General features: G+C 65.1%; 13 protein-coding genes. 5 read left to right on the top strand and 8 right to left on the bottom strand.

From position 1 onward, the window contains the following. Positions 1-16: 16 nt before the first annotated feature. From CFB41_RS25020 to CFB41_RS25045, 5 genes are all read right to left on the bottom strand, one after another. The gene (locus CFB41_RS25020; protein WP_089458284.1) at positions 17-1,882 is read right to left on the bottom strand and encodes a phosphoenolpyruvate carboxykinase (GTP); all 1,866 of its coding nucleotides are present in this window, start codon (positions 1,880-1,882) and stop codon (positions 17-19) included. 524 nt (positions 1,883-2,406) lie between these two features. Further along, the gene (locus CFB41_RS25030; protein WP_089458285.1) at positions 2,407-3,183 is read right to left on the bottom strand and encodes a glucose 1-dehydrogenase; all 777 of its coding nucleotides are present in this window, start codon (positions 3,181-3,183) and stop codon (positions 2,407-2,409) included. Positions 3,184-3,295: 112 nt separating this feature from the next. Then, the gene (locus CFB41_RS25035; RefSeq protein WP_089442408.1) at positions 3,296-4,051 is read right to left on the bottom strand and encodes an SDR family NAD(P)-dependent oxidoreductase; all 756 of its coding nucleotides are present in this window, start codon (positions 4,049-4,051) and stop codon (positions 3,296-3,298) included. A gap of 9 nt (positions 4,052-4,060) precedes the next feature. Next, positions 4,061-4,927 (bottom strand): SDR family NAD(P)-dependent oxidoreductase, encoded by an 867-nt coding sequence (locus CFB41_RS25040; protein WP_089458286.1) that lies wholly within the window; start codon positions 4,925-4,927, stop codon positions 4,061-4,063. Between the two features lie 55 nt (positions 4,928-4,982). Next, the gene (locus CFB41_RS25045) at positions 4,983-5,483 is read right to left on the bottom strand and encodes a nuclear transport factor 2 family protein (RefSeq protein WP_089458983.1); all 501 of its coding nucleotides are present in this window, start codon (positions 5,481-5,483) and stop codon (positions 4,983-4,985) included. 211 nt (positions 5,484-5,694) lie between these two features. On the opposite strand from CFB41_RS25045, the gene CFB41_RS25050 reads away from it, so the two are divergent. After that, entirely contained in the window at positions 5,695-6,207 is a 513-nt protein-coding gene (locus CFB41_RS25050) for a nuclear transport factor 2 family protein (protein WP_089458287.1), read from the top strand. A gap of 51 nt (positions 6,208-6,258) precedes the next feature. Further along, complete coding sequence (locus CFB41_RS25055; RefSeq protein WP_089458288.1) at positions 6,259-6,975, top strand: EthD domain-containing protein; 717 nt, start codon at positions 6,259-6,261, stop codon at positions 6,973-6,975. A gap of 211 nt (positions 6,976-7,186) precedes the next feature. Here the strand turns inward: CFB41_RS25055 and CFB41_RS25060 are convergent, their stop codons facing one another. Continuing rightward, positions 7,187-7,552 (bottom strand): hypothetical protein, encoded by a 366-nt coding sequence (locus tag CFB41_RS25060; RefSeq protein WP_089458289.1) that lies wholly within the window; start codon positions 7,550-7,552, stop codon positions 7,187-7,189. A 233-nt stretch (positions 7,553-7,785) separates the two neighbouring features. On the opposite strand from CFB41_RS25060, the gene CFB41_RS25065 reads away from it, so the two are divergent. Continuing rightward, on the top strand, positions 7,786-8,205 hold the full coding sequence (locus tag CFB41_RS25065) for an NUDIX hydrolase (RefSeq protein WP_089458290.1): 420 nt from the start codon (positions 7,786-7,788) through the stop codon (positions 8,203-8,205). A gap of 189 nt (positions 8,206-8,394) precedes the next feature. Here CFB41_RS25065 and CFB41_RS25070 read toward each other — a convergent pair whose 3' ends face one another. After that, the gene (locus CFB41_RS25070) at positions 8,395-9,312 is read right to left on the bottom strand and encodes an alpha/beta hydrolase (RefSeq protein ID WP_089458291.1); all 918 of its coding nucleotides are present in this window, start codon (positions 9,310-9,312) and stop codon (positions 8,395-8,397) included. A gap of 47 nt (positions 9,313-9,359) precedes the next feature. Next, a complete protein-coding gene (locus CFB41_RS38280; protein WP_143329504.1) occupies positions 9,360-10,091 on the bottom strand; it encodes a TetR/AcrR family transcriptional regulator in 732 nt (243 codons plus the stop codon). A 372-nt stretch (positions 10,092-10,463) separates the two neighbouring features. Here CFB41_RS38280 and CFB41_RS25080 point away from each other — a divergent pair, with 372 nt between their 5' ends. Continuing rightward, positions 10,464-10,967, top strand: a complete 504-nt coding sequence (locus tag CFB41_RS25080) for a YbaK/prolyl-tRNA synthetase associated domain-containing protein (protein WP_089442400.1) — start codon at positions 10,464-10,466, stop codon at positions 10,965-10,967. Positions 10,968-11,024: 57 nt separating this feature from the next. After that, positions 11,025-11,663: a transcriptional regulator gene (locus CFB41_RS25085; RefSeq protein ID WP_089458293.1), complete on the top strand. Its 639-nt coding sequence runs from the start codon at positions 11,025-11,027 to the stop codon at positions 11,661-11,663. The last annotated feature ends 35 nt before the right edge of the window (positions 11,664-11,698 follow it).

Raw genomic sequence — 11,698 nt, forward strand, 5'->3', positions numbered from 1 at the left:
ACGCGAATGCGAACCGTCAGGCGCCGATGCGCTGCTCGATCTTCTTCATCGTGTCGGTCATTTCGGCCGGCAGGCGCAGCTTCAGCATATCGAACAGCGCCGCGTGCAGCTTCAACTCTTCGCGCCATTCATCCGCGTTCATCGACGTCACCGCATCGAACTGATCGCGCGTGAAATCGAGGCCGTCCCAGTGCAGGTCCTCATACGCGGGCGACACGCCGAACGCATGCTCGCCGCCACCACCAGTGCCTTCGAGACGATCGAGCATCCACTTCAGCACGCGCATGTTCTCGCCGAAGCCCGGCCACACGAACTTGCCGTTCGCATCCTTGCGGAACCAGTTCACGCAGTAGATCTTCGGCAGCTTCGCGCCCGCGCCTTCGAGCTGCTTGCCGAGCTTGAGCCAGTGCGCGAAATAATCGCTGACGTTGTAGCCGCAGAACGGCAGCATCGCGAACGGATCGCGGCGCACGATGCCCTGCTGGCCGACCGCGGCGGCGGTCGTCTCCGAGCCCATCGTCGCGGCCATGTACACGCCTTCGACCCAGTCGCGCGCCTCGGTCACGAGCGGCACGGTCGTCGAACGGCGGCCGCCGAAGATGAACGCATCGATCGGCACGCCGGCCGGATTCTCCCAGTCGTCGTCGATCGAAGGACACTGCGCGGCCGGCGCCGTGAAGCGCGAATTCGGATGCGCGGCCTTGCGGCCGGTTTCCTTGGCCGTTTCAGGCGTCCACGGGTTGCCCTGCCAATCCGTCAGCTTCGCGGGCGGCGTGTCGGTCAGCCCTTCCCACCACACGTCGCCGTCTTCCGTCAGCGCGACGTTCGTGAAGATCACGTTTTCGCTGAGCGTCGAGATCGCGTTCGGGTTGGTCTTCACGCCGGTGCCCGGCGCGACGCCGAAGAAGCCGGCTTCCGGGTTGATCGCATACAACCGGCCGTCGCGACCCGGCTTCAGCCACGCGATGTCGTCGCCGATCGTCGTGACCTTCCAGCCTTTGAAGCCCTGCGGCGGAATCAGCATCGCGAAGTTGGTCTTGCCGCACGCGGACGGGAACGCCGCCGCGACGTGATACTTCTTGCCGGCCGGCGACGTCACGCCGAGGATCAGCATGTGTTCGGCGAGCCAGCCCTGGTCGCGGCCCATCGTCGACGCGATACGCAGCGCGAAACACTTCTTGCCGAGCAGCGCGTTGCCGCCGTAGCCCGAACCGAAGCTCCAGATCTCGCGCGTTTCGGGGAAATGCACGATGTACTTGACCGGGTTGCACGGCCACGGCACATCCTGCTGGCCGGCTTCGAGCGGATGGCCGACGCTGTGCACGCACGGCACGAACTCGCCGTCCTCGCCCAGCACGTCGTACACCTCACGACCCATGCGGGTCATGATCCGCATGTTCACGACGACATACGGGCTGTCGGACAGTTCGACGCCGACGTGCGCGATCGGCGAGCCGAGCGGGCCCATCGAAAACGGCACGACGTACAGCGTGCGGCCGCGCATCGAGCCGCGGAACAGGCCGTTGAGCGTCTCGCGCATTTCGGCGGGTTCGATCCAGTTGTTGGTCGGGCCGACGTCGTCGCGCGAGGCCGCGCAGATGAACGTGCGATCCTCGACGCGCGCGACGTCGGACGGATCGGATTGCGCGAGATACGAGTTCGGGCGCTTCGCCGGGTTCAGGCGCTTGAGCGTGCCCTGATCGACCATCGCCTGGCACAGCGCGTCGTTTTCTTCCTGCGAACCGTCACACCACACGACGCGCTCGGGCTCCGTCAGCGCCGCGATGCGCGACACCCAGTCGATCAGCTTGCGATGTTTGACGAAAGCCGGCGGAGCGATCAGCGGGCCGTGTGTTGCTTCGGCCAGATTGTTGTGCGACATGAAGTGTCTCCAGATTATTGGGCGAGGATGGGGGTTGCGGGGCGAGCCCGCGAGATGGGGGATGCGATTGGAGCGCAGGGTGCGGCGGCGCGCAGGACGGGACGCGCGAGCGGAGCGCGCGTCAATGCCGCGATGCGTGCGAGAGAAGGTGATGTCTCTTTAGTAATTGCGAACGCGAGTTTCGCCATACAAGCAACCTGCCGTACAACTCCATGACGGCCAGCATACCATCGCCGTTATTCGGCAAACGTTGCGTTGCAACAAGAAACAACTATGTCGGCGCGCCGGCACGCCGGTTGCATGTGCGTGCTTTTTACCGCGCCATGGCGCGCGCTTTGGGGACGAAACGGCCAGGACGGCCGTCCGGCAAGGGTTTCGCGGAAGCGGCAAATTTGGCGCGCCGCTCCCGCGTGAGGCCCACGCGAGCGCGGGCCGGGCGAATTCAGGTTTTCGCTACTCAGGCAAACCCTGAATTAGGTTGCGTACACAAACATCTGACGTGAGCGTGTCGCAGGCGCCCCTGCTCAAAACGGCGCGCCGGGCAATCCGGGATAATACGCGCCTGCGGCCATCCCGCCGTCGACGGCCAGTTCGGCGCCGTTGCAGTACGACGCTTCGTCGCTCGCGAGGAACAGCGTCGCGCGCGCGATTTCCTCGGGCAGGCCGACGCGTTGCAGCGGCACGTTCGCATAGTGCTGGTTGATTTCCTCGAGCGGCGCGCCGGTCGGGTTCGACATCACGGTGTTCACGCCGCCCGGATGAATCGAATTCACGCGCACGCCCTGATGGCCGAGTTCGAGCGCCGCGACCTTCGTCAGCCCGCGCACGCCCCACTTGCTCGACACGTACGCGGCCAGCGCGTTCACGCCGCGCAGCCCGTCCACCGACGAGATGTTGACGATCGACCCGCTCTTCTGCGCGATCATGCACGGCGCGATGGTCCGGATGCCGACGAACGTTCCGACGAGGTTGATCGACACCGCGCGCTCGAAATCGCGTTTCGACAACTCGGTGATGCCGCCGAACGTCAGCACGGCGGCATTGTTGACCAGTACGTCGATCCGGCCGAACTGCGCCATCGTCGCTTCGGTCACGCGCACCCAGCTCGCTTCGTCGGCGACGTCGAGCCGCATGAAGCGCGCCGCGTCGCCGAGCGCGCGCGCGAGCGCTTCGCCCTCCGCCTCGAGCACGTCGCCGATCACGACGCGCGCGCCTTCCTCGACGAACAGCCTGCACGTTGCCGCGCCCATGCCACGCGCACCGCCCGTGACGATCGCTACCTTTCCTTCCAGTCGACCCATGTCGTCCTCGCTTCGATTCCGGTTTGCCGGCTGCCGCGCTACGCCCATGCGCGGATTTGCCGTCCCATGATTCGCGCGCGGCTCCCGTGCCGCGCGCCTTCGATTCCCGCCTTCAACCCCAGTAAGCCTGGCCACCGTCGAGCGGCAGCGTCGCGCCCGTCAGGTATGCCGCGTCGCGGCTCGCCAGAAACACGATCGCGCGCCCGATGTCCTGCTCGCAGTCGCCGACGCGGCCGAGTGGAATCGTGCGGAAAAACGCCGCAGCCTCCTGCGGATTCGCGTCGACCCAGCCTTTCAGGCCCGGCGACAACGCGTGCGGCGCGACCGCGTTCACGCGGATGCCGTCCACGCCCCATTCGCAAGCCGCCGCGCGCGTCAGCGCACGAATCGCCTCCTTGGTCGCCGCATACGCGCCGTAGCCGGACGCATCCCAGCGCACCGCGGCCGACGACGCGAAATTGACGATCACGCCGTCACCCTTCAGATGCGGATGGCACGCGCGCATCATGCGCAGCGTCGCGATCGGCCCCGATTCGAGCCCCGCCAGGAAGCTCGCGTCGGTCACGTCGAGCAAACGGCCGAGCGGCACGACCTGCGCGTTGTTGATCAGGATCTGCACGCCACCGAACCGCGCGACGACGTTGTCGACGCATTGCGCGATCTGCTCCGCGTCCATCACGTCGCACACGAACGGCTCGGCCACGCCGCCGCGCGCGCGGATCGTCTCGCAGGTCGCGAGCAGTTTGTCGAGGGTGCGGCCGACCACCGCGACGTGCGCCCCTTCCGCCGCGAGCGCCTGCGCGACGCCTTGGCCGACGCCCTGCCCCGCGCCCGTCACGAGCGCGACCTTGCCTGTCAGGATGCCCATGCGTGCTCCTCAGGCGACGATCGCCGGATGCGCTTGCACGGGGCCGCCGAGCAGTTCGCGGTAGGAAGGCGGCTGCTTGCCGTCGAGATCGGCGATGCCGTAGCGCAACGCGGCTTCCGCACCGACGAGCACCTGCCCCGACAACGCCATGCGCTGCGCATCGCCGTGGATCGCGTGAATCACGCGGCCCGTGAATTCGGGGCTTTCCGCGACGAGCGAGAATTCCTTGTAGAGATCCGGGTGTTCCTCCCACACGCGCGTCGTGCGCTCCGTGCGCAGCGGCCCCATCCAGATCGACACGGCCGCGACGTCGAACGGCTTCAGGTCGACGGCCATGTCCTTCGCGAACTTGTCGACGCCGGACTTCTGCGCGCCGTACGCCGCGCCGTGCATGTAGCAGCTCGCGCCGAACGACGACGTGAACGCGATCAGCCCGCTGCGGCGCTGCGCCATCAGCCGCGCCGCGTGCCAGCTCGCGACATAGGCCGAGCGCAGCCCGACGTCGAGGATGTTGACGAGATCGAGCGACTTCTCCCAGAACGGGCCCGGCAGGATCAGCTGATCGTGCAGGTAGGTCGCGTTGTTGACGAGGATGTCGAGCCGCCCGCTTTCGCGTTCGACACGCTCGAACAGCGCCTGCACCTGTGCGTCGTCCGCGTGGTCGCAGGCCACCGCGATCCCGCGCCCGCCGAGCGCATCGATCTCGCGTGCGGTCTCGTGGATCGTGCCGGGCAGCGGCGCATCGCCTTCGTTCTGCGAGCGGCCCGTCACATACACGGTCATGCCGGCCGCGCCGAGCGCGCGCGCGATGCCCTTGCCCGCGCCGCGCGAGGCGCCCGTCACGACGGCGACCGGCGCCTCGTGGTTCTGTGTCATGTTCGATGTCTCCTGTGGAATGGGCTGAGCGCCACGTGGATGGCGTTCGCGTGCGTCACGCGCCCGGCGGCTGCGTGCCGGCTAACAGCACGCCCGGCGCATCGCCTTCGTAGCGGGCCGACAGCGTCGACGTGACGACGCAGCGCGTGCCCACGATCTTCCATTCGCCGTCGACCTTCCGGTATGCGTCGTCGTAGTACGCGCCGAGCTGCGTGAGCGTGCGCGCATTCGTGTCGATCATCTGGTAGTGCAGGCCCCACGTGCCGCGTGCATGCGTCGCGTCGAGCACGTCGATCTCGGGATTCACGCCGTGGTGCATCTCGACGATGTGCGGATGGCAGCCGAGTTGCGCGAAGACGTCGACGAGCGCGTCGCGTGTATCGAACCTGCCGATCCGGCCGTAGTCGATCTGCACGGGGCCGGGCGCGAAGCAGTCACGCATCCCTTCCGGATCCTTGCGGTCGCAGCAGGTGAAGTAGCGCGCCTTCAGCCGGCGGATCGCGTCGGCGTCCTCGAGCCGGCGCACGCGCGCTTCCAGCGATTCGATGAGGGTCATCCTGTCTCCTTGTTCGGTACCGGCGCGGTTCGAACGCCGCGTCGATGCCACGTTACCGCCGCGCGATGCGTCGGCCATCACCCGTTCGGATGAAACCGCGAATCGTTTCGGCACCGGTGTTGACGAGTGTCTGCCGCGTTCGTCCGAACAGACGATGTGATGCAGGCGGCTTCGTTCCTACCATCGAACGACACCACCACGAGACCCGGCGATGGACGACACGACCCGCACGCTCCACGAGTACGAGCAGATCCGACAGCTGAAGTACCGGTATTTCCGCGCGGTCGACACGCACGACTGGGCGCTGCTCGCCGATTGCCTGACGGAAGACTGCGAAGCGCGGTTGTATGGCGGCCGCTATGCGTACGACGGTCGCGACGCGTTCGTGTCGAGCCTGCGTGCGCTGATCGGCAAGCCGACCTTCCTGACGATGCATCACGGCCATCACCCGGAGCTCACGCTGGTGTCGGCCGATCACGCGTGCGGCGTGTGGTTTCTCGAGGATCACGCGATCAATCTTGAGGATAACTACCTGCTGCACGGCACCGCGTTCTACGACGACCAGTACGTGAAACGCGATGGCGTGTGGCGCATTCACGCGACGCGCCACGAGCGGCTGTTCGAAACCGTCACGTCGCCGATTCCGCCGTCGTTCACGCTGACCGCGAACCGGTTCGCGCCGGATGCGCATCAGACGGCCGGATCGACTGAAGCCGCTTCCTGAATCCCGGCGGCAACGCCGCCGATCCCGTCATTTCCTTCTGGAGCCGGAGCAATGGAGAAAGTCATTTATGTGTTGTGGCGCGATACGCAGGCCGCGCCCGATCAGTGGAGCCGCACGGTGCGCGCGCAGCTCGCCGACAAGCTGCTGTCGCTCGGTGCGCACGGCGTGCAGGTGAACGTCGCCGATGCGGATGTCGCGCCGGCTGCCGGCCTGAAGCAGACCAACACGCGTCCTGGCATCGACGGGATCGTCGCGGTGTGGGTCGATAGCGCGAATGCGATGTTCCGTCAGCCGTTCGACGACGCGGTGCGCGCCGTGGTCCCGCACATGGCGGCGTATCTCGTTACCGAGTCGCAGCCGATTCCGAATACGCGCTTTCCGGCGCGGCCGGGCGAGCGCACGACCGGATTTTCGCAGCTCGCATTTTTGAAGCGGCCGCCGCGGCTGACGCACGAAGCGTGGCTCGATGTGTGGCACGGGCATCACACGCGCGTCGCGATCGATACGCAGGACAACTTCCTGTATGTGCAGAACGTCGTCGTGCGGGCGCTCACGCATGCGGCGCCGGGGTACGACGCGATCGTCGAGGAGTGCTTCCCCGCTGCGGCGATGACCGATCCGCATGCGTTCTTCGATGCAGTCGGCGATGACGAGAAATTCCAGCGGAACGTGGCGGAGATGATGGACAGCTGCGGGCGCTTCATCGATTTCGACAAGATCGATGTGGTGCCGACGAGTCAGTATGTGGTGAAGGCTGTGCGGGGGTGAGGTCGGGGGATCGCCTTGTGCGGTCGCCTACGCCTGGATTGATTGCGGTTTTACGTTGCGGGCCGGTGGAGCGCTTGTGCGCATCGCCGGCTTGATTTTTGCTGCTTTGCGAATTTCCGCGGTTGGCGTTGATCGAACTGGAATGGTCCGTGCTGGCCACGGGGAGCCGCCGTTCGTCGTGGTTACGCACGCTTTCCCGGCCCTCTTCAACTCACTCGAACCTGCTGAAATGCACGTCTTCCTTGACGAACTTTCGCGTCGACAGGAGTGCGCTTTCGACGTCCGCGACGACGCGCGCGTTGTCGAACGTCGCCGTGACGAACAATCCCCAGATATCGTCGTCTATTTCGTAGTTGCCGCGGGAATACGCCCAGTAGCTGAAGTAACGGTCCTGAGACAAGGCGACCTCGGGTTCATCAAGGCCATCCGGATGCGAAACCTGGACCGAATGCAGCGCGTCTTGCAGGATCGCGGCGACGTCTGGAAAATCCGCCGTGCGATGGTCGTCGAGTACCTCGACCAGAAGATCGCTGCCGTGAAATACCGGTCGAACGCGGAATCGAATCAGGTTTGTCATGGTTCATTTTTCTGTTGCCGTCCACCGATCGACACCCATTGGCCGCTTTTTATAGAAAGAGTCTTCATAACAGGCGGATTCATCGCTGGATGGTTTCAAGCTGACGAGCGGTAGCAGCCGTAGCGCGCTCTGTCATCGTTGTCGTACCAGACGGATGCTTATATTAAATCGAGCGAACGCGCGGATGCCGAGAATCTACAATGACAACCCCGCTTCCACGATATGGATCATGCATGGAATCGCTCGCCCCCTTCAGTGGTTCGAAAATCGCACTCTTCAAGGACCGGGAAATCCTCGTCTATCGACGCGACGACAAACCCGACATACCGTTTCCCGGTCAGTGGGACCTGCCGGGCGGAGGCCGGGAAGGGGACGAGACGCCCGAAGCTTGCGTGCTGCGTGAACTCCATGAGGAATTCGGCGTGACGATACCGGGCAGCCGGATCAGTTGGTCGCGGGTCTATCCGTCCAGTCGACCGGATCGCCTGCCACACTGGTTCTTCGCCAGTTGGTTGAGCGGAGCGGAAATCGCCGCGATCCGTTTCGGCAACGAAGGCCAGGAATGGACACTGATGGATGTCGATGCGTATCTGCGGCTCACCGACGCAATCCCGCACCTGCAGGCGCGCGTAACAGATTATCTGAGTCGCTGACGCGGCACGATTTCCGGCGATTTCGTTTGCCCGTCGAATCTCCCCTGCCGCCGGCTCCCGCTCAATGCGTTCGGCCCGGGCCAGTTGATGCGGTCCCGCCCGCTTGCGGACGGCAGACGCTCGACGTCATCCAGCGCTTACTCGCCGTGGCACAAGCCGCCACGAAAGACGAACCGGATTCGGCCGAGACTAGGCCCGATTCAATGCCGATGCGTGCACGAACGCTGAAATAGCCTCCACGACACCGTCCGCGAGTGGCAGATCCGGGTTCGAATAAGCAGCGAGGTTTTCTTGCAGATCCGCCGTGCGGACGGCCTTGAGAACGTGATTGGCGTCGGCGATCAGCGCCATTTCGGCCTGCGGATTTGCTCGCTGTAACAGTTCCGCGTCCTGCACGGCAACCTGGATATCCCGCGCGCCCTGCACGATGAGCACGGGTTTCGTGTAACCGGCCAGCAGCGCTGCCGGGTCGATGGTCAATTCGCTCATCAGGAAGCGCTGGACTTGCGGCCTGAACGCCGGCATGAGTACTGGATCGATGCTGGCTGCGTCTACCCGATCCCCGGCTTCCAGGGAATCGAGGATCGAAAGTGCATTGTCCAGGATCGGCGCATTGGCAGGGTTCGATTGCAGTTGCTGCCGCAATACGGGCCCGAGCGGACGCCCCGCCGCGGCAACCAGGATCAGGCCGGCAATGTCGGTCGATTGCCGCGCCGCCAGCAACGCCACCAAACCGCCCTCGCTGTGCCCCAACACCCATACGCTGGAAGCACCTGTCCGCGCGCGGATGGCGGCTACCCACGAATGGACGTCCGCCGCGTAGTCGTCGATCACGACATCATTGGCATCCGGTATCGCCGACGCGCTGCCGTACATGCCGCGCTTGTCGATTCGAACCGACGCGATGCCTTCTTCGCACAATCGTTCCGCGAGCAACCGGTACGTCGACGCCTGAAGCCAGCTCGGCGCGTTGCCATTTCTGTCGGTCGCGCCCGAGCCCGGCACGATCAGCACCACCGGCATGTCGCTGGTGTCCGGGGACAAGAGCGTGCCCTTCAACGGGCCAGATGGGCCCGGCGCTTCGATTTCCGTCTGCGTGGTGTGCAAAAGCCCTCCTGGTAATGAGCTACCGACAATCGCTCCAACCCTGCCGCTCACGGCGCCTTGGCCAATGCCAGAATAGCCGTCACCGCATCGTCCTCGATTCCCTTGATATCCGACGGGAACCGATTCCTTTGCGGTATCAGCACGATGAGCCCCTCGATCTGCGCCGTAACAAGCGCCGCGCGCCGGATGCGTACCGCTTGCGGCAGCGCCGGGTTCACGGCTTCGATGAGGCCGGCGATCACGCCGCGTTGAAATTCATACCCCTCTTCAAGCATCTTCCGCGCGAACTCTTGCGTTTGGGCCAGTGCCCAGAAGTTCACGAACAGGCTTTGGGTCCTGGGCTGCTTGCTGTCTTCGAGCAACAGCCGGACCACTTTCTCCAGCCGGCCCTCGGGTGTCAGCGACGTGTCCGCGTGCACGCCGTCGTACGTATTGGCGTATGCCTCCCGCGTCACGGTAAGGATGGCCGCGAAGATGTCCTCGCGCGTGGGAAAGTAGTGCTGCAGGTTCGACAGCGCCAATCCCGCCTTGGCCGCGACCTTTCGCATGGTCAGCCCGCCATAGCCTTCGTCCACGAAGATCTCGATCGCACTGGCCATAATCTTGTTCACAGCGTTCTTGCCGCGTTCGGTCAAGACGCGTCCGTTATCGAGAGCCGCCCTCTTCAAGAATTCCTCCTGCTGCCCCGTGAGCGCATGCCCGGGGCGATGATGCCGATAACGCGCCAGCGCCGCTGATGCCCGGTCGCAGACCACACGCACCGTATCTGCTTGATGCACAGGGAGTGGCGATATAGGTTGGTCGACCGGATTTCGAAAAACTTCGATGCCTGACTCAGGGTCGTGTCGGTTCCACTGCAGAGACCGAAAGGCCGAACCCGACGGCGACATTCTACGCAGGATTGGAAATCCGGGGAGAGGCACCGATGTCGATTGGCGGACGTACAAACGACTTGTTCGATACCCGTCACAAAATGGGTCGACCGACACATTCTCGTCGATGCGTCCGAACGCCCTTGACTCCTCGCTCGCCCGTCCCTTTGCCACGCCCATGACAAAACGTCTATACTTGGACAATCCATCGACTGGCACGCCAAAGCATACGAACCCGAGCGCGCCCTCGATTCCCCGGCCCAATTTGCCCGGAGCGACATGAGCGACTACCCCGTTTTCGACACGCTTTGCGATCTGCTGAACACGTCCGGCGCGCGGTTCCGCGTGCTGGAGCATCCGGCCGAAGGGAAATCCGACGCAATCGCCGCGCTGCGCGGCACGCGCCCCGAACAGGGCGCGAAGGCGATGCTCTGCACGTTCAAGGATGGCGGCGACACCACCGCGCTCGCGGTGATTCCCGGCCACCTGAAGATCGATTTCCGCAAGGTCGCCGATGCGCTCGGCCGCCGCAAGGCCACCCTCGCGTCGCCCGACCTCGCGGCCACCGTCACGCGCTGTGTGATGGGCGCCGTGCCGCCGTTCGTGTTCGACGCCAGCGTGACGCTCGTCGTCGATCCCGCCCTGGTCGAACGCAACACCGAGATCGCTTTCAACGCGGGCCGCCTCGACCGCTCCGTCGTGCTCGACGCGGCCGACTACGTGCGGATCGCGCAGCCGCTGCTCGCCGACATCACGCGGCCGGAAGCCGCGGACGGCGAGTAATACGCCGGTTGCCCCCGCAGCCGTCGCATCGATCCGAAACCTGACCGCGAAACCATCATGACCTTCACCCGGAAACCCGTGCTGTCCGAACAGGCGTCGCTGATCGAACAGGTGCAGCGCATCGCCGAAGGGCTCGGCGCGATGTTCGCGCCGTTCACCGAGGTCGTGGTTCACGACCTGCGCACGCCGAAGCACGCGATCCTCGCGATCCACAACAACCTGTCGGGGCGCGCAGTCGGCGATCCCGCGACCGAGCTCGGCCTCGCCCGCATCGCGGACGACGATTTCCCGCCCGTGCTCGCGAACTACCCGAACCGTTTCGCCGACGGCCGCACCGCGAAAAGCACGTCGATCGGCATCAAGGATTCGACCGGCCGCTATGTGGCCGCGCTGTGCCTGAATGCCGACGTCACGCTGTTCCGCGGCTTCCAGGGCATGCTGAACCAGTTCTGCAGCACGGACGGCGACGCCGTCGCGGAAACGCTCGATCCGGCCGGCGCGGACGCGATCCGCCAGCGCATCGACGCATTCGCGATGCGCCTCGCGACGACGCCGCGCGAACTGAAGACCGACCAGCGCCGCGAGTTGATGCAGCAGCTGAAGGCCGACGGTTTCCTCGAGGTGCGCCGCGCGATGGAAATCGTGTCGCAACATCTCGGCGTCTCGCGCGCGACCGTCTACAACGATGCGAAATGACGCAGGCGCGCTACCCGCGCCGCTTTCCCGCTGAC

This window comes from Burkholderia sp. AU33803, assembly GCF_002223095.1.
In the GTDB taxonomy this organism is placed as follows: Bacteria; Pseudomonadota; Gammaproteobacteria; order Burkholderiales; family Burkholderiaceae; genus Burkholderia.